Source organism: Streptomyces sp. NPDC127108, assembly GCF_042677545.1.
GTDB lineage: Bacteria > Actinomycetota > Actinomycetes > Streptomycetales > Streptomycetaceae > Streptomyces.
The window spans coordinates 116,378-139,805 of the sequence record NZ_JBHXTE010000018.1 but is presented as its reverse complement, the minus strand read 5'-3'; the positions used below and the strand labels follow the sequence as shown (position 1 = coordinate 139,805).

Sequence of the window (23,428 nt, the reverse complement as noted above, 5' to 3'; positions counted from 1 at the left end):
AGGCACATGTTAGATAAGGTTAGCCTTACCTTGCAATGTCTGAGGAGGATTCACATGCGGGTCGTCATGTTCGGCTATCAGACGTGGGGCCACCGCACACTGCAGGCTCTTCTCGACTCCGAGCACGACGTGGCCCTCGTCGTCACGCACCCCAGAAGCGACCACGCGTACGAGAAGATCTGGGACGACTCGGTCGCCGACCTGGCCGCGAAGCACGACGTGCCCGTGCTGCTGCGCAACCGCCCCGGAGACCCCGAACTCCTCAAAACCCTCAAGTCGGCCGAACCGGACCTCATCGTCGCCAACAACTGGCGCACCTGGCTGCCCCCGCAGATCTTCGACCTGCCCCGGCACGGCACGCTGAACGTACACGACTCGCTCCTGCCGACCTACGCCGGCTTCTCCCCGCTGATCTGGGCCCTCATCAACGGCGAGCCCGAAGTCGGCGTCACCGCCCACCGCATGGACGCCGAACTGGACATGGGCGACGTCCTGATCCAGCGCGCGGTGCCCGTCGGCCCGCGGGACACCGCGGCGGACCTGTTCCGCGCGACGGTCGACCTGATCGCGCCGATCGTCCGCGAGTCGCTCGACCTGATCGCCTCGGGCACGGCGGTGTGGACGCCGCAGGACCGGTCCCGGGCCAGCTTCTTCCACAAACGCGCCCTGGAGGACAGCCGCATCGACTGGACCTGGCCGGCCGAGGACCTGGACCGGCTCGTCCGCGCCCAGTGCGATCCGTACCCGAACGCCTTCACGCACCACCGCGGGAAGCCGCTGCGGATCGTGGAGGCGGCGGTCTCCAAGGGCCGGTACGGCGGCACTCCCGGGCGCGTCTTCATCCGCGAGGGCGACGCGGTCGTCATCGTCGCCGGTGCCGACGCGCGCACGGGCCGCCGCCACGGACTCGCGGTCAAGCGGGTGCGGACGGAGGACGGGGCGGAGCACGCGGCGACGGACTACTTCCGCACGATGGGCGGATATCTGACGGCTCACCCGTCCTGACCGGGCCCGATCAACCCTGATCCGATCTGGCGCGATTTCACCTGATCCGGCCCAGCCTGGCCCCACCCGCACCACCCCTCCCCCCACCTCCTCCAGGCCACCCCTTCACTTAGGCAAGCCTTGCCTTAACATAGTGCCGATCTCCGGACCGCTCACACCGACCTCCGGAGCACCGACACCGAGGAGAGACCGCAGATGAGCAACCCCTTCGACGACGCCGACGGCCGGTTCTCCGTGCTCGTCAACGACGAGGGCCAGCACAGCCTGTGGCCCGAGTTCGCCGAGGTACCAGCCGGCTGGACCGTCGCCCACGGCCCGGCCGACCGGCAGTCCTGCCTGGACCACGTCGAGGCCAACTGGACCGATCTGCGCCCCAGGAGCCTGCGCGAGTCCACGCGCGGCTGACGCACCCCCGCCTCACGACTCCCCCGCTCCCCGCGCATGCGCCAGCGGCCCGTCGTCGACCCGCACCAGGCGGTACCCCCGCCCGCCCCCGGGCACCCCGCGCCGCTCCGTCCTGCGCGCCCGGGCCCGGGCGCGGCGGGCGGCGGCAAGGAGCGCCGCGACCTCCGGGCTGCGTCGGCGCAGCCGCAGGAAGGACCGCTCGGACCAGCCGCCGAGCACGGCGGCCGACGGTTGGGCGACCCCGTCGCGCACGGCCCGCAGGACGACCCGGAGCGCCGCCGCGCCCGGCCCCGCCGGGGTCGCCATCGGGCGCCCCTGCTCGCGCTCGCTCGCCGCCATGAGGGTCGCCGCCGCCATGGCTTCCGCGAACGAGGGGTCCTGGGCCTGCCAGTTGAGCAGCAGCCGCTCCGTCACCCCGGCCGCCGCGGCGCAGCCCGCAGGACCGAGGCCGAGCGCCGCCGCGCGCAGCGCGTCGGCCCTGCGCACGGCGGTCTCCGCGCGCAGGCTCGGGTCCACCCGCAGCGCCTGCAATAAGGAACGATCGATATCTTCTTGCGCGTCGAGGCCCGCGACCACACCATCGGCCCAGGCCTCAAGGCGGTTGACAGCGGCCGCCCGCCGCTCCACCCGTTCGTCTTCCACCAACTCACCACCAAAGCAACTTAGGCTAGCCTCACCTAACAATAGAACAATAGCCCGTCGGAATCCCGTACGGACGAAGACCGGACCCGACACCCCGCTGCCTCGAAGGGATCTGTACGTGCTCTGCACCAGGATCACCAACGCCCGCGTCGTCACGATGGACCCGGACCGTCCCACCGCCCGCGAACTCGGCATCTGGCGGGGGCGGATCGTGGGCCTCGACTCCGACGTGGCGGGACTCCCGGCCCGCCGCGTCCTGGACCTCGGCGGCGCGACCGTGCTGCCCGGCTTCATCGACAGCCACGTGCATCTCGTGTGGGCGGGCCTGAGGGCCAAGGCGCCGAGCGTGGCGCCCAGCAGCCGTGTCGACGACGTCCTCAAGGTGGTCGCCGACGCCGTCGCGGCGGCCCCCGGTGACGGCTGGGTGACCTTGGCCGACTACGACCAGCGCGAGTTGGACCGGCCCCTCACCGCCAAGGAACTCGACGCCGTGAGCGCCGGGCGCAAGGTGTACCTGGGGCACATCTCGGGGCACGCGTGCCTGGTCAACACGGCGATCCTGGACCTGCTCCCGGCGCATGTCGCGGGCTCGGACGGGTTCCTCGCGGAGGAGGACATGGGCGCGGTGCTGCGGCTGCGGCCGCCGCACGCGCTCGGCGAACTGGCCGACGCCATCGAGCACGCGGCCCGCGTGTGCCGGTCCGAGGGCGTGACGGCGGTCGCGGAGGCGGGCATCGGCAGCGAGCTGTTCGCACACAGCCCGATCGAGGCCGCGGCGTACCAACTCGCCCACGAGTCGGGCAGGTTGCCGGTGCGGGTGCAGCTGATGGTGGCCGCGGACGCGCTGCGCCCGGTCGAGGCGGCGCGCGCGGACACCACGACCCGCGCCTTCGGGCTCGGTCTGCGCACGGGCTTCGGCGACGGCGGGCTCTCCCTCGGCGCCCTGAAGGTGTTCACCGACGGCGGCATGATGGCGCGGACCGCGGCGCTCACCGACCCCTATGTGGGCAGCGAGTCGAACGGCCAGCTCCAGATGGCCCCCGACCTGCTCAAGGACACCATCGTGGCGGGTCACCGCGCGGGCTGGCAGCTCGCCGTGCACGCGATCGGGGACCGCGCGGTCGACGTCGCCCTGGACGGCCTCGATGCTGCCCAGCGCTCCCTGCCCCGGCCCGAGGCCCGCCACCGCGTGGAGCACGCGGGCCTGGTGCGCCCCGACCAGCTGCGCCGGTTCGCCGATCTCGGCGTCACGGCCGTCGTCCAGCCCAGCTTCCTGCGGTACTTCGGCGACGACTACGCCACGATCATGGGTGCGGAGCGGGCGCCGTGGATGTACCGGGCCCGGGGCTTCCTCGACCACGGGGTGCGGCTGGTGGGCAGTTCGGACCGGCCCGTGGCCGACGGGGCGCCGCTGCGGGCCATCCAGTTCATGGTCGAGCGGGCCTCTTCATCAGGGCGGGCCATCGGCCCCGACGAGGCCATCGACGTGGACGCGGCGCTGCGCGCGTACACGATCGACGCGGCGTACGCCTGCCACTGGGAGGACAGCGCGGGCAGCATCACGCCGGGCAAGCGCGCCGACCTGGTCGTCCTCGGCGACGACCCGAGGCAGGTGGAGCCGGGGCGGATCGGGGACATCGAGGTGCTCGGCACCTTCGTCGAGGGCGAGGACGACCTGGACGCGCCCGCCGCCTGACTCCGTGGCCCCGGTCTCCCGCAGGCGGGAGACCGGGGCCACGGGCCGTCGCGGCGCACGCGCGCCACCGCGCGTCCTACGTCAGGTCGAAGCGCCCCTCACGGGCACCGTGCACGAACGCGCCCCACTCGGCGGGCGTGAAGATCAGGGACGGGCTCTCCGGCCGGCCGCCGTTGCGCATCGCGATGAACCCCTCCACGAAGGCGATCTCCACGTCACCGCGGCCTTCGCTGCTCGACCGCCATTCGGCGCTGCTGAGGTCGAGGTCCGGCTTGTCCCAACCCGCGAGCGGATGCTGCTGGGTGATGGTGCTGTCGGCCACGTGCGTGCTCCTCCCGATGCGTCGTCCGCCGCCAGCCTAGCTTTCACCTCCGGCGCAGCACAGGCCGCGGCACAGGCCACGGAGACGGGCCGATTCGCGCCCCTCGGGCCCGCGTCACGTCGTGGGCGGCTCCGCGCCGACCAGCCACATGGCGAAGAACTGCGAGCCCCCTCCGTAGGCGTGCCCAAGTGCCGTGCGGGCACCGGCCACTTGGTGCTCACCGGCCTGTCCGCGCACCTGGAGCGCGGCCTCGGCGAAGCGGATCATCCCGGACGCCCCGATCGGGTTGGTGGACAGGACGCCGCCCGACATGTTCACCGGAAGGTCACCGTCCAGTTCCGTCACTCCGGACTCGGTGAGCTTCCACCCCTCGCCCTCCGCCGCGAAGCCCAGGTTCTCCAGCCACATCGGCTCGTACCAGGAGAACGGCACGTACATCTCGACCGCGTCGATCTCGCGGCGCGGGTCGGCGATGCCCGCCTGCCGGTAGACGTCGGCCGCGCAGTCCTTCCCCGCCCGCGGCGACACGAAGTCCTTGCCCGCGAACATGGTGGGCTCGCTGCGCATCGCGCCGCCATGCACCCAGGCGGGCGGCCTGGGGGCACGGGCCGCGCCCGCGCGGTCGGTGAGGACCATCGCGCAGGCGCCGTCGGACGAGGGGCAGGTCTCGGAGTAGCGGACGGGGTCCCAGAGCATCGGCGCCGACTGCACCTTCTCCAGGGTGATGTCGTGCTCGTGCAGATGCGCGTAGGGGTTCTTGAGGGCGTTGCGCCGGTCCTTGTACGCGACGAGCGAGCCGATCGCGTCGGGGGCGCCGGTGCGCCGCATGTACGCGCGGATGTGCGGAGCGAAGAAGCCGCCCGCGCCCGCGAGCAGCGGCTGCTGGAACGGCACCGGCAGCGACAGGCCCCACATCGCGTTGGATTCCGACTGCTTTTCGAAGGCCAGGGTGAGGACGGTGCCGTGGACGCGGCCCGCGACGAGGTTCGCGGCGACGAGCGCGGTGGAGCCGCCGACCGAGCCCGCGGTGTGGACGCGCAGCATGGGCTTGCCGACGGCGCCGAGCGCGTCGGCGAGGTACAGCTCGGGCATCATCACGCCCTCGAAGAAGTCGGGCGCCTTGCCGATCACGACGGCGTCGATGTCGGCCCACGTCAACTCGGCGTCAAGCAGCGCGCGTTGTGCGGCCTCGCGGACCAGGCCCGCGATCGACACGTCCCGGCGCGCGGCGACGTGCTTGGTCTGCCCGATCCCGACGACGGCGACCGGCTCCTTCGCCGAACCCGCCGAACTCGTAGAACCGGCCGAACCCGCCGAACTCACAGCCCCCGTCGCCCTCGTGGGCGCTGACGCGTCGCTCATCGCGGATCTCCTTCCAGGACGGCGACCAGGTTCTGTTGCAGACAGGGGCCCGAGGTGGCGTGGGCGAGAGCCCGCTCGGACGCGCCGCGGTGGATGCGGGCCGCGGCCTCGCCGAGCCGGATGAGCCCGGCGGCCATGACCGGGTTGGCGGCGAGGGCGCCGCCCGACGGGTTGACCGTGACCTTCTCGTCCAGACGCAGCGCCTTGCGCAGCACGACCTCCTGCGAGCTGAACGGCGCGTGCAACTCGGCGGTGTCGACGGGCCGTTCGAAGGCACCGGCGCGCTCGGCGGCGAGCCGCGTGGAGGCCGAGTCCGTGAGGTCGCGCACGCCGAGGCTGTGCGCTTCGATGCGGTGGTCGATGCCGCGGATCCACGCGGGACGCTCGCACAGCTCCCGGGCCCGCTCCCCCGCGGCGAGCACGACGGCGGCGGCGCCGTCGCCGACCGGCGGGCAGTCGCCGGTGCGCAGCGGACGGACGACGTAGTCGCCGTGCGGCACCGAACCCTTCAGCTGTGCGTGGGGGTTGGCGCGCGCGGCGGTGCGGCTGCGGGTCGCGACCCCGGCCAGGGCGGTCTCGTCGGTCTCGCCCGTGTCGATCAGCGCCCGCGCCTGGAGGGCCGCGAGCGCGACGGCGTCCGGCCACAGCGGCGCCACGTAGTACGGGTCGAGCTGACGGGTCAGGACGTCGCGCACCGATCCGGGCGACGACTTGCCGTAGGAGTAGACGAGCGCGGTGTCGCACTCGCCGGTCTGGAGCTTCACCCACGCCTCGTACAGCGCCCAGGCGCCGTCCATCTCCACGTGCGACTCGGAGATCGGCGGCCAGGCGCCGACGCCGTCGAGTGCCATCGTGAAGGAGAAGGCGCGCCCGGCGAGGTAGTCCGACGAGCCGGAGCAGGTGAAGCCGATGTCGCCGGTCTTCAGGCCGGTGGCGGCGAGGACCTCGTGCAGGACGGGCATGAGCAGCTCGACCTCGGACAGCTCGTCGGTCCTTCGCCGGTGGTCGCTCTGCCCGAAGGCGACGATCGCGACGTCCCGCGCCCCGCGCGCGACGGGTGCCATCTACACCAGCTCCTTGTACGTGTCGTAGTCCGCGTCGGGCTCGCCGGTGGGCCGGTAGTGGTCGGGGTAGCGGCTGTCCGCCACGGAGTCGGCCCACACGGGTTCGACCCGCAGGCCCATCCGGACCTGGTCGTAGGGGATGCCCGCGATCCGGGCGTGCAGGGCGAGGTCGGCGCCGTCGAGGGCGATGTGCGCGTAGACGTAGGGCACTTCGATGTCGAGATTCTTCGCCTTGATGTTGACGATGCAGAACGTGGTGACGGTGCCGCGCGGCCCGACCTCCACCTGCTCGGTGGTCGCGACGCCGCAGGTGGGACAGGCCCCGCGCGGTGGCACGTACACCTTGCGGCAGGACGGGCAGCGCTCGCCGACGGTCCTGCGCCCGGACAGGGCCTGGATGTACTGGGACTGGGCGCGCCCGGGGCTGTAGGTGTAGTCGAGCCGGGCGTGCGCCACGATCCCGGTGACGGCCTCGCCCGCGAACTCACCCGTGTGCCGCGTGGCTTGATGCTCCGTCACTTCGTCGTACGGCTCGAAGCAGGCGATGTCCGTGATGGCGCCGGTGCGTTCGGCGGCCCAGCGGACGCGGACGCGCATGCCGGTGCGCACGGCGTCCGGGGCCGGGGCGTCGAGGGCCTGCAGCAGGGCGGTGTCGGCGCCGTCGAGGCGGACCAGGACCCAGGCGAAGGGGGTGGTCAGGGGCTGGCCGCGGCGGGGCTCGGGGTTCCAGGCCCAGGTGGTGACGGTGCCGGTGGGGGCGACCTCGACCAGGTCGCGCAGCTCCGCCGCGGTCGCCGGGTCGTACTCGACGGGCGGCACCAGGACCTTGCCGTCGGCGGTGCGCACGCCGAGCACGGTGCGCTCGCGCAGGCCGGTGAGGAAGGCCGACTGGACGGGGCCGAGGGAGCGGGTGAAGGGGAACTCGACGACCAGGGGTGCGCTGAGGACTTCGGTCACGGGGCTGGCTCCTCGGGTCAGGCGCGGCGGTAGACGGGCGGGCGCTTCTCGGCGAAGGCGCGGGCGCCCTCCTTCGCGTCGGCGGTGTCGAACACCGGCCAGCCGCGCTTCAGTTCGGCCGCGAGACCGTCGGCCTCCGTCATGTCGGCGGTCTCGTACACCGAGGCCTTCACGGCCTCGACGGCCAGCGGCCCGCAGGCGTTGATGCGCTCGGCGATGGCGAGGGCCTTCTCCAGGGCGGTGCCGTCGGGTACGACATGGCCGATCAGGCCGACGGCGGCGGCCTCCGCGGCCGAGTAGGCGCGGCCGGTGAGCAGCATCTCCAGGGCGTGGGCGCGCGGGATCTGGCGCTGCAGGCGCACCGTGGAGCCGCCGATGGGGAAGAGCCCCCGCTTGACCTCGAAGAGCCCGAAGGTCGCGGACTCGCCCGCGACGCGGATGTCGGTGCCCTGGAGGATCTCGGTGCCGCCAGCCACGCAGGCGCCCTCGACGGCGGCGAGCACGGGTTTGCGGGGGCGGTGGTGGCGCAGCATGGCCTTCCAGTGCAGATCGGGGTCGGCCTTGAGCCGGTCCCGGTACTCCTCGCCCGCCATCTGCCCGCCCGCGAGGGCCTTCAGGTCCATGCCCGCGCAGAACGCACCGCCCGCGCCGGTGAGCACGACCGAGCGCACGTCGTCGTCCTCGTCGGCGGCCAGCCACCCGTCGTACAGGCCGACCAGCATCGGCAGCGAGAGCGCGTTCCTGGCCTCCGGCCGGTTGAGCGTGAGTATCAGCGTGGCGCCTTCGCGCTGTACGGAGAGATGTTCCGTGCCACCCATAGCCGTCCTCCCGTCTTCAGACCTGGAACAGGTTGCAGGAGGTGGGGTGCCAGTTCAAGAGTTTTCTGACAGGTAGTCAGTTTTCTTCTACGCGGGCCCTTCCCACTTGTGCGCGGCTCTGCTCTCATGACCGCCACACGGGATGGCGTCGGGGTCAGGAGGAGCGGTGGAGTACAACCTTGCCGACCTGTTCGAGTCGGTCGTGGACGTGGTGCCGGACCGCGCGGCGCTCCTCTACATCGACCACCCCGGCACGGGCGCGGAGCGCGGTCTCACCTACGCGGAGCTGGACGCGGCCGCCAACCGCCTCGCCCACCACCTGATGGACCAGGGGATCAAGCCCGGCGAGCACCTGGGCCTGCACCTCTACAACGGCGTCGAGTACCTCCAGACGGTCCTGGCCTGCCTGAAGGCGCGGATCGTGCCGGTGAACGTCAACTACCGCTACGTCGAGGAGGAGTTGGCGTATCTGTATCAGGACGCGGATCTGGCCGCGCTGGTCTTCGACACGGAGTTCGGCGAGCGGGTGGCCGCAGCGCTGCCGCGCGCGCGGAAGCTGCGGCATCTGATCCGGGTCGGTGAGGCGCCGCCCGGCGCACCGGGCCCGGACGCCGTGGCGTTCGCGGAGGCGGAGGCGTCCGGGTCGCCCGAGCGCGGGTTCCCCGAGCGCTCGGCGGACGACCTGTTCATCATCTACACCGGCGGCACCACGGGCATGCCCAAGGGCGTGATGTGGCGCCAGGAGGACCTGTTCTTCTCGGGGCTCGGCGGCGGCGCCCCCACCGGCGAGCCGGTGACGAGCCCGCAGGAGGTCGCCGAGCGGGTCGCGGCCGGGGGCGACGGCATCACCTTCTTCCCCACCCCGCCCCTGATGCACGGAACGTCCACGCTCACCGCCTTCATCTGCTTCCACTTCGGCCAACGCCTGGTCATCCACCGCAAGTTCGCCCCCGAAGAGGTCCTGCGCACCATCGCGAAGGAGAAGGTCACCAGCGTGTCCCTGGTGGGCGACGCGATGCTGCGCCCCCTCATCGACGCCCTGAACGGCCCGCTGGCGGGCACCGACCTCTCGGCCCTCTTCAGCGTCTCCTCCTCCGGCGCGATCATGTCGGAGACGGTCCGCGCCCAGTTCGCCGCGCTCGCCCCGAACGTGATGCTCCTCAACAACTTCGGCTCGTCCGAGTCCGGCTTCAACGGCACCGCGACGGACGACTCCGGCCCCGAGAAGGGCTTCCGGCTCCGGGTCAACTCCCGCACCCAGGTGGTGGATCCGGCGACCTACGCCCCGGTGGCGCCCGGCGAGCCCGGACGCATCGCCCAGCGCGGCCACGTACCGCTCGGCTACTACAACGACGCCCGCAAGACCGCCGAGACCTTCTTCCAGCGCGGCGACGAACGCTGGGTGCTGCTCGGCGACATGGCGACGGTCGACGCGGACGGCATCGTGACGGTCCTTGGCCGCGGCTCGCAGTGCATCAACACGGGCGGCGAGAAGGTCTACCCGGAGGAGGTCGAGCAGGCCCTCAAGTCGCACCCCGACGTCTATGACGCACTGGTCGCCGGAGTGCCGGACGAACGCTGGGGCAACCGGGTCGCCGCCGTCGTCCAACTCCGCGACGGCGCCGACCGATTGGACCTGTCAGCCCTCCAGACCCACTGCCGCACGCACCTCGCCGGGTACAAGATCCCGCGGGCGGTGGTCTTCACCGACCACATCCAGCGCTCACCGAGCGGGAAGGCGGACTACCGCTGGGCGCGGGCAGTGGCGGCCGGGGCCTAGCCCCCACGACCGCTCAGCCGCAGGGCCCGCCCGCCCGGCCCCTCAGCCGCAGGCCCCGCACGCCCGACTCCTCAGCCGCACACCGACCGCGACGCCCGCACCAGCGCCACCGTGTGCAGCGCGTCGAGGCGCCGCTCGTGCCGCACCTGGGCGGTGGCCGCGGCGAGCAGACCGTGGCAGTACGGGGCGGCGCGGGCGGGCTCGGACGCGGCGATGGCGTGGACCAGTTCGCCGTTGACGCGGTTGATCTCCTCGCGCACCTTCGCCAGGTCGGGCCGCTCGGTCGGGGCCGACGCGGGATCGGCGTCCCACCGCCGGTGCAGGGCGCGCTGCACGACCTTGTTGGCCTCGATCTGGTCCCGGAAGATCCGCACGGTCGCCTCGGGGTCCGCGCCGATCTGCTCCGCCTGCCGCGCCACGGCGTCCAGGACCTGCCGCTCGCGCGCAGGGTCGTCGATGGGGCTGCCCGTGCCGTACTTGGCCGCGGCGACGAGGTCGGCGGTGGCGAGGCGACGTGCGGAGAGGTCGGAGAGCGGGCGCAGTTGCGCGTACGGGCCGGTGGAGGCGGCGGCCCGCGCGTCGGGCACGGCGGGCGCGGCGATCGCCGTGCCCCCGCCCAAGAGCAGCGCCGCAGCGACTCCCCCGGCAGCGAGCAGACGTCCGACGGATGAGGCAACGCGCACGAGAAGTCCCCTTGCTGACGGCGGCCGTTGAGCGGACGGGCACCGGGACGGCACCCGTGGAGACGGCTATCCTAGGGCCGCCATTCCGGTTCAGCGGGTTGACCCACCGATCAGCCCGCTGAAGGATCCCTTGTCATGCACCTTGTGAGGCGTACCGGCTCTTTGCTATTCCTTGGTTAGGAAAGGTTCCTAACCTTCTACGGCTTGGAGTCCCCATGAGACCAGCCCGTCTGGCCACCGCTCTCGCCGCAGCACTCGTCGCCGGCCTCGCGTCCGCCGCCCCACCGGCCGCCGCTACCGCTTCGGACCCCGCCGCGCCACGCGCCGCCGCGCCGACCCCGGTCGCCGCGAACGGCCAGCTCACCGTGTGCGGCACCAAGCTCTGCAACCAGAACGGCAAGGCCATCCAGCTGCGTGGCATGAGCAGCCACGGCACCCAGTGGTACGCGCACTGTCTGACGAACGGCTCGCTGGACGCCCTCTCCGGCGACTGGAACGCCGATGTCCTGCGCGTCTCCACCTACGTACAGGAAGGCGGGTACGAGACCGACCCCAAGAAGTACACCGATCTCGCGCACTCGCTGATCGAGCAGGCCTCCGCGCGCGGCATGTACGTGATCGTCGACTGGCACATGCTCAGCCCCGGCGACCCGAACTCCAACCTCTCCCGGGCCAAGACCTTCTTCACCGAGATCGCCAAGCGGCACCAGGGCAAGAGCAACGTCCTGTACGAGATCGCCAACGAACCCAGCGGCGTGAGCTGGTCGCGCATCAAGTCCTACGCCGAGCAGATCATCCCGGTGATCAGGAACATCGACTCCAACGCCCCGGTGCTCGTCGGCACCCGCGCCTGGTCGTCGTTCGGCGTCTCGGAGGGCGCGAACGAGTCCGAGGTCGTCAACAATCCGGTGAACGCGGCCAACATCATGTACACCTTCCACTTCTACGCCGCCTCGCACCGCGACGAGTACCTGAACACCCTCTCCCGCGCCTCCGCCAAGCTCCCCGTCTTCGTCACGGAGTTCGGCACCCAGAACTACGCGGGCGAGGACGCCAACGACTTCGCCATGTCGCAGAAGTACCTGGACCTGATGGCCTCGAAGAAGATCAGCTGGGTCAACTGGAACTTCTCCGACGACAACCGCTCCGGCGCCGTCTTCAAGACCGGCACCTGCGACAAGGGCGGCCCCTGGACCGGCACGGCCCCGCTCAAACCGGCCGGTGTCTGGATACGCGAGCGGATGCGCACCGCGGACGATTTCTGAGCACGGCGGGGACCGGCGCGCAGCGTCCGCCGACCGCGCCGGTCCCCGGCACCACCCGCACGAATGCCCGTCCCCGATCCGTGCCCGCGAGAACCGGAACGCCACCCCTGTCCCGGGAGCCACCCGCCCGTCGCGACGCGCCGCGACACCGCCCACGCCACCTCGTACGAAACCCTTGCCAGAAGCCATGAAACCTTGAATAACTGACCCCGACACAAGATCGGCCGAGGGCCGGTCGCCCGGCGTGGGACGGGGGTACTCCAGATGGCGCGCACACCGGCACTGCTGGACGCGGGAGAGCGGCTCGGCCGCGCGGAGCTGGAGGCGCTGCAGCTGGACCGGCTGCAGGACACGCTGCTGCACGCCTACGAGAACGTGCCCTTCTACCGGGCGGCGTTCGACGCGGCGGGGCTCGGCCCCGACGACTGCCACACGCTCGCCGACCTCGCCCGGTTCCCGTTCACCACGAAGGCGGACCTGCGGGCCAACTACCCCTTCGGGATGCTCGCCGTGGAGCAGTCCGAGCTGCGGCGGCTGCACGCGTCCAGCGGCACCACCGGACGCCCCACCGTCGTCGGCTACACCGAGCAGGACCTGAGCATGTGGGCCGATGTCGTGGCGCGGTCCATCCGGGCCGCGGGCGGCCGGCCGGGGCAGAAGGTGCACGTGGCGTACGGGTACGGCCTCTTCACGGGCGGGCTCGGCGCGCACTACGGCGCGGAGCGGCTCGGCTGCACCGTGATCCCCGCATCCGGCGGCATGACCGCGCGCCAGGTGCAGCTCATCCTCGACTTCCGGCCCGAGATCATCATGGTGACGCCGTCGTACATGCTCACCCTCCTGGAGGAGTTCGAGCGCCAGGGCATCGACCCGCGCACCACCTCCCTCCAGGTCGGCATCTTCGGCGCGGAGCCGTGGACGGAGGAGATGCGGCGCGAGATCGAGGAGCGGTTCGCGATCGACGCCGTCGACATATACGGGCTTTCGGAGGTGATCGGGCCCGGTGTCGCCCAGGAGTGCGTGGAGACCAAGGACGGCCTGCACATCTGGGAGGACCACTTCTACCCGGAGGTCGTCGACCCGATCACCGGCGAGGTGCTGCCGGACGGCGAGCACGGCGAGCTGGTCTTCACCTCCCTCACCAAGGAGGCGCTGCCCGTCATCCGGTACCGCACCCGGGACCTGACGCGGCTCCTGCCCGGCACGGCCCGGGTGTTCCGGCGCATGGAGAAGGTCACCGGGCGCAGCGACGACATGGTGATCCTGCGGGGCGTGAACCTCTTCCCGACCCAGATCGAGGAGATCGTCCTGCGCACCCCCGGGCTCGCCCCGCACTTCCAGCTGCGGCTGACGAAGGAGGGCCGCATGGACGCCCTCACGGTGTGCGTGGAGGCCCGCGCGGACACCCCGCCCGGGCGGCGGGTCACGGCGGCGCGGGAGATCTCCTCGGCGGTCAAGGAAGGGATCGGCGTCACGGTCTCCGTGGAGGTCGTGGACCCCGAGACCATCGAACGTTCGGTGGGGAAGTTCAAGCGGATCGTGGATCTGCGGGGGAAGTGAGGACGCCTTCCGCCGGGGGACGGGTGCGTTCCCAGTACCGGTCGAGCGCCTCCAGGCTCGCCCGGAACGCCTCGTCCTGACGGCCCTCGGCAAGCGCGCCGGGCAGAACGACGGGGCGACCGCGGACCAGGTGCGCCCGGGCGACGTACCAGCGGACACCGCCACGGCCGGTGCGTCGCTCCGCCTCTATGCGGGTGACCGTGTGCCACGGGATCAGCCGCCGGCTCACCGCCGTCCTGAGCCGCAGCCCCTCAGGGGTGAGCGTGGTCGTGCCGGACGCGCGGTTCACCACGTAGAAGGCGGTCGGCAGCCAGATCCCGGCCAGCACGGCCGTGGCCGTCCGGCCGCTGCTCGTCGAGTGCGCGTAGGCGCCGGGAAGCACGAACAGAGCGATGAGCCCCAGGGTGAGCGTGACCACCGCCAGGCCGAGGTGCAGGGAGCGGCGTCGGCGCCGAGGGAGCGCTATTCGAACTGTTTCCACCGGTTCATGGTAATTCGCCGATCCGCACCCGGCGGCCGCCAGGTCAGTCGTCGATCGCCTCGATGCCCTGGGCCGCGGTAGCGCCGTCAGGCCGGTACGGCCCCGACCAGCCCTCCGTCGACGATCAGGTCCTGGCCGTTGACGTAGGACGCGTCGGACGAGGCGAGGAACGCGACGGCCGCCGCGACCTCCTCGGGGCGGCCGAAGCGGCCGGTGACGATCCGGCCGGTCACCGCCGCCGCTTCCGCGTCGCTCAGGGAGGCGGCGGGGTACATGGGGGTGTCGATGTATCCGGGGCTGACGGAGTTGACGCGGATGCCGCGCGGGGCGAGTCCGGCGGCGAGGGTCCGGGCCAGGTTGTGCGCGGCGGCCTTCGTCGCCGAGTACAGGGTGAGGACGCTGTTTCCCCGGTGCAGGGTCCAGGACGCGTTGATGACGATCGAGCCTCCGTCCACGAGCAGGGGCAGCGCCTTCTGGACGGTGAAGAACACGCCCTTGAGGTTGACGTCGACGGCATGGTCGAAGTCCGCCTCGGTGATGTCCTCGAACGGCAGGAACGTGCCGGTGCCCGCGTTCACGAAGAGGCTGTCGAGGTGGCCGTGCCGGTCCCTGACGGTGTCCATCAGGGCGTCCACCGCGCCGAGTTCGGCGGCGTCGGCCACGGCGCCCGAGGCGTTCGGGCCGAGTGCCTCGACGGCCGCGTCCACCCGGGCGCGGGTGCGGCCGGTGACGACGACGTGGGCTCCTTCGGCGACGAGGCGGTGCGCGGTCGCGAGCCCCATGCCGCTGGTGCCCCCGGTGATGAGGGCGGTCTTTCCGGTGAAGCGGTTCATGCCGGTGCTCCTGTGAGTGCTCGGGTGATCCAGTCCGCGACCTGGGGCAGCCAGTCGGGGCGTGCGTTGCCCAGGAGGTGATCGCCGTGCGGAACGGACAGATGGGTTCCGTTCGGCGCGAGGCGGGCCAGCGGCTCCCCGTTCGTCACGCCGGGGATGACGTCCTGGCCGCCGTCCACGGCAAGGAGCGGGGCCGTGATGCGCGGTGCCAGGGCGGAGAGGTCCACCTGGCGGGCGAACGCACGGGCGGCCTCGGCCGATCCGGCACGCCGGGTCAGGATGTCCCGTACGGGCTGCGGCAGCTCGTCCCAGTCCAGGCGGAAGGGGCCGCTGACGGTCGCGGCGGCGGCCACGCGCGGCTCCCGTGCCGCGCTCTCGGCCGCGTAGTAGCCGCCCAGGCTGAGGCCGACGACGGCGACGCGCGGGACGCCGAGGGCGTCGACGACACGGCCGACGACCTGGTGGTAGTCCGCGCGCACGGTCGTCGTGGCGGCGAGCACGCCCTGCCCGGGGCCGTCCATCGCGAACACCGCGAGACCGCGGGCCAGGAGCGCGGACACGAGGTCGAGGAACTCCTCCTTGGCCGAGTCCAGACCGGGAACGACGATCACGGTCCCCGCCGCGTCCGCGGGGCCGCGCAGCCAGCCGGTGAATTCCGCGCCGCGCACGCGCCGGGCCCCGGGCTCAAGGAGGGTGAGCGCCCGCCCGAGCGCGTCGTCCGCAGCGGCCGCGGCCCGGTCGGCCCCGGCGAACGGGGCCAGCGTGGCGACGTGGAACCACCGCGCCGCCGTCAGCAGCTCCTCCCCCGCCGACAGCGGGGACCCCGCGTCCGCCACGCGCCGGAGGTGGTCGCGTCCGGCGCGGTCGAAAGCCGGGCCCCAGTCGGCCACGGACTCCAGGTCCCCGGTGACGCGCTGGTAGGCGTGCGGGTCGAGGCCCGCGCCGGTGGCGCGGCTCCACTGGGCGGCGGCGAAGTCGGCGGCGGAGAACTCGGGGGCGCTCATCGGGCGGCTCCTGTCGTGAGGACGGCCTTGCCGCGTATGCGGCGCTCGCGCAGGTCGACCAGGGTGTCGGCGGCCTGGGCCCAGTCGGCGACCCGGCCGATCTCGGGGTGCAGCCGCTCCTGTTCCACGAGGCGCACCAGCGCGGCGAGGTCGGGGCCGTAGGGGGCGCCCGCGTAGTGGAAGTGCTGGATCGTGACGCCCGCCGGGCCGCCGAGGACGTCGAAGAAGTCCAGGGTGACCGGGGTGCGGCTCGCCTGGCCGAACCAGATGAGCAGGCCGCCCGGGCGCGCCTTGGACAGGGCGATCGGGAGCTGCGGGCCGCCCGTGGACTCCAGGACGACGTCGAACGGCCCCCGAGCCGCCGCGACCTCGTGCACCACCTCGGCCGCGCCCAGCTCGGCGAGCCGCCTTCCGCGCTCCGGGGTGGCCGTCACCACGGTGAGGTCCGCCCCGGCCGCGGCGGCCAGCTCGGTGGCGTAGTGGCCGACGCCGCCCGAGGCGCCGGTCAGCAGCACCCGTCGGCCGGCCAGGGAGCCCGCCGCGCGCAGCAGGCGCAGGGCGGTGATGCCCGCCAGGGGCAGGGCCGCGGCCCGGACGCTGTCGATCCCGTCCGGGAGCACGGCGAGGGAGTGGGTCGGGACGGCGGCGTACTCGGCCCAGCCGCCCTGGGGCGGATGCCCGGCCACGCGGGCGCCGACGCCGGGGCCGGAGCCGTCGGCGGCGGCCTGGACGACGAGCCCCGCGACGTCCTTGCCGGGCAGCAGCCCCGGGGCGGGCCGCTCCAGGAGGAAGGTCTCGCCCCGGTTCGGCGCGAACGCCTCGACCTTGATCAGCGCCTCATGGGCTTGCGGGGTGGGCTGGGGGACGTCGGTGAACTCCACCGGACGCGTCGCCTCCCCCGTGGGAATCAGTCTTCGCATGCGGACGATGCAATCCCGGCGGCCGCCCGGTGATCCAACAACGGACCGGAAAGCCCGACAACCATGGGTTGTCACCTATGGTGGCGGGCGTGGATCTGGACATGGCACAGGTGCGTGCCTTCGTGTACGCCGCCCAGGAGCTGCATTTCGGGCGGGCCGCCGGGAAGCTGGCGATCACGCAACAGGCCCTGTCGAAGCGGATCGGACGCCTGGAGTCACTGCTCGGGACGAAGCTCTTCGCGCGCCTCGGCCACGGCGTGGCCCTCACCGAGGCGGGGCGCGGTTTCCTCGAACCGGCCCGGCGGGCCCTTGCCGCCGCCGATGACGCGGTGGCCGCGCTGGCGCGGAAGGACGGCCCGCTGCGCGTCGACGTCTGGGGCCATCTCTACGCGCCGATGCGGACGCTGGCCCACGTCGCCGGTCGGACCCAGGAGCTTGAGCTCGGCCACGGGCGCGATCTGCCGACGGTCCTGAGCGCGCTGCTGCACGGCGACATCGACGCGGCCTTCGGCCGGGTCCACCCGCCGCTGCCCGCCGAGCTGACGCACCGTCTGGTCCGCCTCGAACCCGTCGACGCCGTCCTGAGCGCCGACCATCCGCTCGCGGCCGAGCCCGCGCTCCGGCCCGGGCAGCTGCGCGACAGCGTGCTGTGGGCGCCCGGCGCCCTGGACCGGCTCGACTTCCTGCGCCGGTTCGCCGACCGCTTCGACGTCCGGGAACGGGCCGTCGGCGTCAACCTGGGCCTCGCCCACTTCCTCGCCGAGGTGGCGGCCCACCCGCGCCGCTTCTCGCTGCTCCCCGCCGACGTGCCCCTGCCGGACGTCCCCGGCCTGCGCTCCGTCCCGCTGGTCGACCCCACCCCGCTGTACGCCTGGTCGCTGCTGTGGCGCACCGGGAACGCCCACCCCGGCCTCGACCGCCTCGCCGCCGCGTGCGCCGGGGAGGCGGGGCGGAGCCGGTGGCTGGAGTACGACCCGGCCCGCGACTGGCTGCCCGAACAGCCCGCCCACGCTCCCGGCGCGCGGACGGCGTGAGACGGGGGCGCCGTCAGTGGGTCCGGCGCCGCCGCGCGACGGCCCTCACAGCTCGTCGCCCTCCGCCTCCCCCGCGACGTACGCGGTCGTCAACGTCCCGTCCCCGCCGCGGATCCTGGGGTGCAGGGTCAGGGTGATCCGCTGGGTCCGCGCCGCGGAGCGCGTGGTGTCGGCCGTGCCCTCCACCACCCAGAAGCGGATCTTCCCCTGTCCGCCCGCCGTGCGCTCGGCCGCCACGGTCGCTTCGATCTCGACCGGGCCGAGTTCGAACCGGACCGGTTCGTCGGCGCCGTCGGTCAAGGCCTCGTTCAGTTCCTCGCGCAGGGCGCGAATCATCTCGGCGAGTTCCACTGCCTGTCTCCCTGGCGTGCGGGACCGTCGTACTCTCGTCCATGTGGCCTGTGCCACAAGGAAGTTGATCGGGTGGAGCCTAGAGCCTGTCTGATGGGTCGGTGACCGTGCTTGCGTTCGATCGTTCTCCTCGGCGTGGGGAGGAGCGATCTGTCTGACCAGGAGTGGTCCCGGCTGGAGGGACATCTTCCGAGGTCGGTTGGCAGGGGCGGCCGCTGGAAGGACCACCGCATAGTGATCAATGGGATCTTATTCAGGCTCCGGACTGGCATTCCGTGGCGTGATCTACCGACGCGCTTTGGGAGTTGGAAGACGGTCTACGACAGGCATCGGCGCTGGTCAGCGGATGGCACATGGGACCGAATGCTGCGCAGTGTGCAGGCCGATGCTGACGCCGAGGGCCGGATCGACTGGTCCATGGTGAGCGTCGACTCGACGGTCTGCCGCGCCCATCAGCATGCTGCCGGAGCCCTCGGCCTGCCACCCCGGATCACCGGGAAGAGAGCCCGGCCAGTCCAGCATCGGGCTGATGAGGGCCTGGGCCGTTCTCGGGGCGGACTGACAACCAAAATCCATCTGGCGGGGGACGGGCGGTGCCGCCCGCTCGTGCTGCTCATCACGCCAGGGCAGTGGGGTGACGCACCACAGATGATCCCGGTCCTGGCCCGCATCCGCGTCCCCCGTCCCGGCGGCGGCCACCCCCGCACCCGGCCCGACCACCTCGGCGGCGACCGGGCGTACTCCTCCCGCAGGAACCGGAGTTACCTGCGCCGACGCCAGATCAAGCACACCATCCCCGAGCCCAGGAACCAGCAGACCACCCGGCGGCGCCGCGGTAGCAAGGGCGGTCGGCCCATTGGCTTCGACCGCGCGCGGTATGCCCGCCGCAACGAAGTGGAACGGACCATCCTGGCACTCAAGGGCTTTCGGGCCGTCGCCACCAGATACGAGAGCGGGCCTACATGTTTCACGGCACGGTCACCCTCGCCGCGATCTGGCTGTGGCTGCGGGGGTGACCTGCTGTTCGTCGGCTCGGTCGCCGCACTCGTCGGCTTCAGCCTGCTCCTCGTCCTGGTGCTCGACCACCCGTTCGCCGGTGACATCGGCGTGACGCCGGACGCGTACACGCAGGGCGCGCTGGCGAAGTTCTGGTCATGTCCCGGCACGGGCTCCCGTGACGGGACGAATCATCGGCATGTCCTGCACCGATGGCTGCGCAGAGGCCTGCCAGTTGCGGCCCGGCGAACCGGGCTGCAACTGGCAGGCACAGGGAAGGCACGCTCGTCAGACGATGGACACCGCTGACGGAGCGTGAGTCGTTCAGTCCAGGGTGACGTCGACGATCGACTTCCCGGCGTCCTCCCGGTCGATCTGGACGTGGACGACCGCGCCGCTCGGGCGGTCCTTCAGGGCCTCGTTGAGAGCCTCAGGAGTGGTGATCTCGATCCCGTCCGGTCCGTCGACCTCGCTGTTGTCGATACTCTCGATGAGGTCGTTCACCTTCAGCCCGGACTTCTCGCCGGGCCCGCCCGGGGCCAGCGCGCGGATCTTCAAGACCCCAGTCTCCGAATCGGGATCCTCACGCACGATGGCAGACTCGGTGATGCCGAGCCGGGGAATCGGGTTGGCATCCGCCTTGTACGCGACCCGGTGTGCGGGGGCGGTGCTGCTGTGGAGGGCGGGTGACGCCTGTGAGGCGGTGGCGTGGGCGGGGGCAGTCAGCAGGGCCAGACCGCAGGATGCGACCACGGCCAGGGACACGGACGCCGTACGGGTACGCGAGAACATCAGGACTCCGATCGAAGCGCCCGACTCAACGGATGGCCGGGCACCTTCAGCCTGCCTGCTTCGCTGACCAGCCACACCACACACCACCCGGACGGACGATGGCACCACGCGACATCCGTTCACGCCCCCCGTCTGCTTCCCCAGAGGCCACGGAGTCAGTCGCGCACCTCCAACGGACCCATCGGACAGGCCCTAGCCAGTCGGTGGCTCGGGTGGAACAGGTGGCGGAGGTGTCCGGACTGCGCGCCGGTCAGGTGGCGGAGATCGTCGTGCCGCACAGCGCGGGCAACCGCCGCGGGTCCGGCTATCTGGTGCGGCCCGGCGTCGTCCTGACCGCCGCCCACGTCGTCGCGGGGGCCGACCACGCGCGCGTACGGTTCGACGCCGACCGGCCGGGCGAGTACAGCGTGGTCGCGGAAGTGCGGTGGCGGCACGCGGGTGTCGATGTCGCCGTTCTCGGCGTGCCGTCACGGGCGGGGGCGGAGGTCGGCACGGCAGGCTTCGGTCGGGTCCCCGAGGAGGACCTGCTGCTGCGGTGCAGCGCGGCGGGCTTCCCGTACTTCAAGTTGCGTCGGCGGAAGGACGGTTCGCGCTACCGGGACTGCGAGCACGTCCACGCCACCTGTTCGGTGCTCGCCAACCGCCGTGAGGGGACGCTGGACCTGCGTGTGGCCCAGACCGTCCCCGGGGCGGCCGGAGCACGCGCGGTCTCGCCGTGGGAGGGCATGTCCGGCGCCGCGGTGTTCAGCGACGGGCGGATCGTCGGCATCGTCTCGCGCCATCACCTCGGCGACGGGACCGGTCGGCTCGGTGCCTCCCGGGTGGACCGCTGGGCCGAGACGCTGTCGGCCGACGAGCGGGGGCAGTTGGAGGAGCTGCTGGGCTGCTCGCTGACGCTCGACGCCCTGGAGGCCGTACGGGAACAGGCGCCGCGGACGCCGTCGTACGCGCCGGACGGCCAGCTGGACCACTATCTGGCGGCGGCCGAGCGCTACGCGGGCACGCACCCCTACGACGACGTGTCGTTCGGCCGCACCCCGCCGCTCGCGGACGTCTACCTCCGCCGATGTGTCAGAAGGCGCCTCATCGAGCACCCGCAAGGGGGCGAGGAGAAAGAGGGAGCGGGACCACCGGGAAACCGGGAGCGGCTCACCGCCCGGCTCTTCGAAGAGGTCTCCGCCGAGGAGGTGTTCACCAGCGAGGAACCCTGCGTCGTGGTCGCCGGAGCCGGGGGCGGCAAGACCAGCCTGCTGCGCCGCTGTCTCGCCCTGGGCATCGAGGCCCGTCGCCGCGCCGAGGCCGACGACGTCAGCGTCCCCGTCCTCGTGCCCGCGGCGGCGCTGGCCGGACGGCCGCTCGCGGAGGCCCTCGCGGCCGCCGCGACCGCGGAGTTGGCGCCCTTCGGGCTCTTGGAGACGCTCTCCCCGACGCTGTTCAGCAGGGGGCCCGGTCCCGGGGCGCGCTGGACGGTGCTGGTCGACGGGCTCGACGAGATCGCCGACGTCGGTGTCCGGCGGAGCGTGCTGGGCAGTCTCGCCGCGCTCGGCGAAGCCGGTCCCGCGGGCCCGTTCCGGTTCGTGGTCGCCACACGGCCGCTCGCCGACGAGGAGTTGGAGAGCTTCACTCTGCACTTCGCCCTCAAGCCGTTCCAGGACCACGACGTGCGCGAACTCGCCCTGGTGTGGTTCCGCTACCTGGGCCTGCCCGATCCGGAGGGGACGGCCGACCGCTTCCTGAGCGTCCTGGAGCGGGCGAGCCTCGCCGAGATGGCGAGTAGTCCGCTCATGGCCACCATGCTGTGCCGTCTGTACGCGGCGGGGCCGGACGGGACGCTGCCGAGCAGCCGGGGCGCGGTCTACCGGAGCTACATCGAGCTGCTCGACAGCGGCCGCAGCCCCGCCGGTCTCGTACGGGTCAGGGCCCAGACCCGCGCCGCCCTCCAAGGGCGCGGCGACCAGGCCCTCAAGGCCGTCGAACGCACCCTGGACCACCTGCCCGCCCTGATCGCCGAGGTCGCGGACGTCCTGCACGGCGACAACCGGCTGTCCGCGGTCGACGTCCTGGAGACGCTGCCCGCGGCGGAGCGGCCCTGTGCGGTTCCCGCCCGGGAGTGGCGCGCGTTCCTGGAGGCCGCGCTGCGCGGCAGCGGCCTGCTGACGGCCGGTGCCGGCCGCCTGGAGTTCTGACACCAGACGCTGCTGGAGTTCCTGGCCGCGCAACACGCCTTGGCCGATGGCGCCCACGCGCTGGGGCCCGCGCTCCAGCGCGTCTTCGAGTTCGAGAACCGCGGGACGTCGACGTGGCGCGTCGAGTACGGCGTCCGCATCCCCAGCGAGTACCTCTCCTACATCGCCTTCCTCCTGGACGCGGCCTCGGAGAGCGGCGACCAGGGGGCCGTGAAGCAGATCAGTGGGCGCCTGTGCCACCTGCTCAAGGCCGACTACCCGCTGCGCGCCTGCCAGTTCGTCGTCCAGCTCGCGCGGTTCGGTGCCGCGCTGCCCCCACGGGTCGTCACCACCGTCGTGGAAGCGGCCGTTCGGCTGCTCAGGGCCCGCCCCTCCCACCTCTACGAGTGGGAGGAGGGTGCGGGCGTCGTGGACGTCGTGCTCGGCGTGGGGCATCCCGACGCCATCGAGATCTGCGCGGACCTCGTCAAGGATCCCCGGCTCAACGACCGGACCGCCATGTGGGCGGCCCGGGCCCTGCCCCGCGCGGGCGGAGCACGGGGCGTCGAGCTGTGTGTGCGCCTCGCCTCGGACCCCGCCCTTCCCGGGACCGTGCGCGTCAGGACGGCGCGGGCGCTGGCGGGGTGGCATCCACGCGGCGCGGACCTGTGCGCCGCCCTCGGGCAGGACGCCGACCTGGACGACGAGGCCCGGGTGCGGGCGCTGCGGGCGCTGGCGCGGCTCGGCGACCCGCGCGCCGCCGACCTGTGCGCGGACCTCTGCGCGCGGCGCACGCTCAGCCCGACGCACCGCACCTGGATGGCCATCCTCCTGGTCTCGCTCGACGACGCGCGCGGAGCCGACCAGTACGCCCTGCTCGCGGCGGACGCCCGACTCGACCTGGCCCGCCGCCGACGGCTCGTCAGGACGCTGAGCCGCCTTCCGTTCCCCCGCGCGGCCGACCTCTGTGCCGGTCTGGCCATGAACAGCTCACACGGCGGACAGGTGCGGATCGCCGCCGCCGAGGCCCTGTTGTCCCGATGCCCGGACGCCCGCGCCGTCGCCGTGGCCAGGGCGCTCACCGCCGACGCCGGTCTGCGGGCCGAGCACCGCGTCGCGGCGGCCCGTGCGCTGGCGCGCCGCTCGCCCCGGCAGGGGGCCGCCCTCTGCGCCGAGCTGACCGCGGACGAGAGCCTCGACCCGCACGCCCGTGCCGCGCTGGGGCAACTGCTCGCCGACCTTCGGGACGCCCACGCCACCCCATGAGCGGCCGGGCGTCGGGAGCGGCCCCCG

General features: G+C 72.6%; 23 protein-coding genes. 10 read left to right on the top strand and 13 right to left on the bottom strand.

Annotated features, from left to right (window positions below; translation table 11 throughout):
- The first annotated feature begins 54 nt into the window (after window positions 1-54).
- Both ACFVHO_RS17290 and ACFVHO_RS17285 read left to right on the top strand, forming a co-directional pair.
- A complete protein-coding gene (locus tag ACFVHO_RS17290) occupies window positions 55-1,005 on the top strand; it encodes a methionyl-tRNA formyltransferase (protein ID WP_385714627.1) in 951 nt (316 codons plus the stop codon).
- Window positions 1,006-1,200: 195 nt separating this feature from the next.
- Window positions 1,201-1,410 carry an MbtH family protein gene (locus tag ACFVHO_RS17285; RefSeq protein ID WP_385714624.1) on the top strand — a complete coding sequence of 70 codons (210 nt, stop codon included), beginning with the start codon at window positions 1,201-1,203 and terminating at the stop codon, window positions 1,408-1,410.
- A gap of 12 nt (window positions 1,411-1,422) precedes the next feature.
- On the opposite strand, the gene ACFVHO_RS17280 is transcribed toward ACFVHO_RS17285, so the two are convergent.
- On the bottom strand, window positions 1,423-2,052 hold the full coding sequence (locus ACFVHO_RS17280; protein WP_385714621.1) for a hypothetical protein: 630 nt from the start codon (window positions 2,050-2,052) through the stop codon (window positions 1,423-1,425).
- Window positions 2,053-2,170: 118 nt separating this feature from the next.
- On the opposite strand from ACFVHO_RS17280, the gene ACFVHO_RS17275 reads away from it, so the two are divergent.
- On the top strand, window positions 2,171-3,748 hold the full coding sequence (locus ACFVHO_RS17275; RefSeq protein WP_385714619.1) for an amidohydrolase: 1,578 nt from the start codon (window positions 2,171-2,173) through the stop codon (window positions 3,746-3,748).
- A gap of 76 nt (window positions 3,749-3,824) precedes the next feature.
- On the opposite strand, the gene ACFVHO_RS17270 is transcribed toward ACFVHO_RS17275, so the two are convergent.
- The 5 genes from ACFVHO_RS17270 to ACFVHO_RS17250 all read right to left on the bottom strand — a co-directional run bounded on the left by ACFVHO_RS17270 (window position 3,825) and on the right by ACFVHO_RS17250 (window position 8,271).
- Window positions 3,825-4,070, bottom strand: coding sequence for a DUF397 domain-containing protein (locus ACFVHO_RS17270; RefSeq protein WP_030357441.1), 246 nt, complete (start codon window positions 4,068-4,070; stop codon window positions 3,825-3,827).
- Between the two features lie 114 nt (window positions 4,071-4,184).
- Window positions 4,185-5,432 carry a thiolase domain-containing protein gene (locus ACFVHO_RS17265; RefSeq protein WP_385714616.1) on the bottom strand — a complete coding sequence of 416 codons (1,248 nt, stop codon included), beginning with the start codon at window positions 5,430-5,432 and terminating at the stop codon, window positions 4,185-4,187.
- The gene (locus ACFVHO_RS17260; protein ID WP_385714614.1) at window positions 5,429-6,496 is read right to left on the bottom strand and encodes a thiolase domain-containing protein; all 1,068 of its coding nucleotides are present in this window, start codon (window positions 6,494-6,496) and stop codon (window positions 5,429-5,431) included. Before ACFVHO_RS17260 ends, ACFVHO_RS17265 begins: the two co-directional genes overlap by 4 nt.
- Window positions 6,497-7,453 (bottom strand): Zn-ribbon domain-containing OB-fold protein, encoded by a 957-nt coding sequence (locus ACFVHO_RS17255; protein WP_385714611.1) that lies wholly within the window; start codon window positions 7,451-7,453, stop codon window positions 6,497-6,499.
- Window positions 7,454-7,470: 17 nt separating this feature from the next.
- A complete protein-coding gene (locus ACFVHO_RS17250) occupies window positions 7,471-8,271 on the bottom strand; it encodes a crotonase/enoyl-CoA hydratase family protein (RefSeq protein WP_385714608.1) in 801 nt (266 codons plus the stop codon).
- A gap of 166 nt (window positions 8,272-8,437) precedes the next feature.
- Here ACFVHO_RS17250 and ACFVHO_RS17245 point away from each other — a divergent pair, with 166 nt between their 5' ends.
- The gene (locus ACFVHO_RS17245; protein WP_385714605.1) at window positions 8,438-10,051 is read left to right on the top strand and encodes an acyl-CoA synthetase; all 1,614 of its coding nucleotides are present in this window, start codon (window positions 8,438-8,440) and stop codon (window positions 10,049-10,051) included.
- A gap of 71 nt (window positions 10,052-10,122) precedes the next feature.
- Here ACFVHO_RS17245 and ACFVHO_RS17240 read toward each other — a convergent pair whose 3' ends face one another.
- Window positions 10,123-10,734, bottom strand: coding sequence for a chorismate mutase (locus ACFVHO_RS17240; protein WP_385714602.1), 612 nt, complete (start codon window positions 10,732-10,734; stop codon window positions 10,123-10,125).
- Between the two features lie 215 nt (window positions 10,735-10,949).
- Here ACFVHO_RS17240 and ACFVHO_RS17235 point away from each other — a divergent pair, with 215 nt between their 5' ends.
- Entirely contained in the window at window positions 10,950-11,999 is a 1,050-nt protein-coding gene (locus tag ACFVHO_RS17235; protein WP_385714600.1) for a glycoside hydrolase family 5 protein, read from the top strand.
- A gap of 264 nt (window positions 12,000-12,263) precedes the next feature.
- Window positions 12,264-13,559, top strand: a complete 1,296-nt coding sequence (gene paaK / locus ACFVHO_RS17230; protein ID WP_385714597.1) for a phenylacetate--CoA ligase PaaK — start codon at window positions 12,264-12,266, stop codon at window positions 13,557-13,559.
- Here paaK and ACFVHO_RS17225 read toward each other — a convergent pair.
- From ACFVHO_RS17225 to ACFVHO_RS17210, 4 genes are all read right to left on the bottom strand, one after another.
- Entirely contained in the window at window positions 13,528-14,040 is a 513-nt protein-coding gene (locus ACFVHO_RS17225) for a PH domain-containing protein (RefSeq protein ID WP_385714595.1), read from the bottom strand. The genes paaK and ACFVHO_RS17225 overlap by 32 nt on opposite strands.
- A gap of 86 nt (window positions 14,041-14,126) precedes the next feature.
- Entirely contained in the window at window positions 14,127-14,873 is a 747-nt protein-coding gene (locus tag ACFVHO_RS17220) for an SDR family NAD(P)-dependent oxidoreductase (protein WP_385714592.1), read from the bottom strand.
- The gene (locus ACFVHO_RS17215) at window positions 14,870-15,877 is read right to left on the bottom strand and encodes an alpha/beta hydrolase family protein (RefSeq protein WP_385714589.1); all 1,008 of its coding nucleotides are present in this window, start codon (window positions 15,875-15,877) and stop codon (window positions 14,870-14,872) included. Before ACFVHO_RS17215 ends, ACFVHO_RS17220 begins: the two co-directional genes overlap by 4 nt.
- On the bottom strand, window positions 15,874-16,797 hold the full coding sequence (locus ACFVHO_RS17210; RefSeq protein ID WP_385714587.1) for a zinc-binding dehydrogenase: 924 nt from the start codon (window positions 16,795-16,797) through the stop codon (window positions 15,874-15,876). The genes ACFVHO_RS17215 and ACFVHO_RS17210 overlap by 4 nt, the downstream gene beginning before the upstream one ends.
- An 89-nt stretch (window positions 16,798-16,886) precedes the next feature.
- On the opposite strand from ACFVHO_RS17210, the gene ACFVHO_RS17205 reads away from it, so the two are divergent.
- A complete protein-coding gene (locus ACFVHO_RS17205) occupies window positions 16,887-17,831 on the top strand; it encodes a LysR family transcriptional regulator (protein WP_385714584.1) in 945 nt (314 codons plus the stop codon).
- Between the two features lie 45 nt (window positions 17,832-17,876).
- On the opposite strand, the gene ACFVHO_RS17200 is transcribed toward ACFVHO_RS17205, so the two are convergent.
- Window positions 17,877-18,182: a trypco2 family protein gene (locus ACFVHO_RS17200; RefSeq protein WP_385714581.1), complete on the bottom strand. Its 306-nt coding sequence runs from the start codon at window positions 18,180-18,182 to the stop codon at window positions 17,877-17,879.
- A 135-nt stretch (window positions 18,183-18,317) separates the two neighbouring features.
- Here ACFVHO_RS17200 and ACFVHO_RS17195 point away from each other — a divergent pair.
- Window positions 18,318-19,198, top strand: a protein-coding gene (locus ACFVHO_RS17195) for an IS5 family transposase (protein WP_385714742.1) whose coding sequence is annotated in 2 segments (ribosomal slippage) — window positions 18,318-19,134 and window positions 19,134-19,198 — 882 coding nt in all. Because the reading frame shifts where the segments join, the coding sequence is not laid out codon by codon here.
- A 304-nt stretch (window positions 19,199-19,502) separates the two neighbouring features.
- Here ACFVHO_RS17195 and ACFVHO_RS17190 read toward each other — a convergent pair.
- Window positions 19,503-19,943, bottom strand: coding sequence for a hypothetical protein (locus tag ACFVHO_RS17190; protein ID WP_385714578.1), 441 nt, complete (start codon window positions 19,941-19,943; stop codon window positions 19,503-19,505).
- Window positions 19,944-20,200: 257 nt separating this feature from the next.
- Between ACFVHO_RS17190 and ACFVHO_RS17185 the strand changes: the two genes are divergently transcribed.
- The gene (locus ACFVHO_RS17185) at window positions 20,201-22,156 is read left to right on the top strand and encodes a trypsin-like peptidase domain-containing protein (protein WP_385714576.1); all 1,956 of its coding nucleotides are present in this window, start codon (window positions 20,201-20,203) and stop codon (window positions 22,154-22,156) included.
- Window positions 22,157-22,195: 39 nt separating this feature from the next.
- Entirely contained in the window at window positions 22,196-23,401 is a 1,206-nt protein-coding gene (locus ACFVHO_RS17180) for a HEAT repeat domain-containing protein (RefSeq protein ID WP_385714574.1), read from the top strand.
- Window positions 23,402-23,428 lie beyond the last annotated feature (27 nt).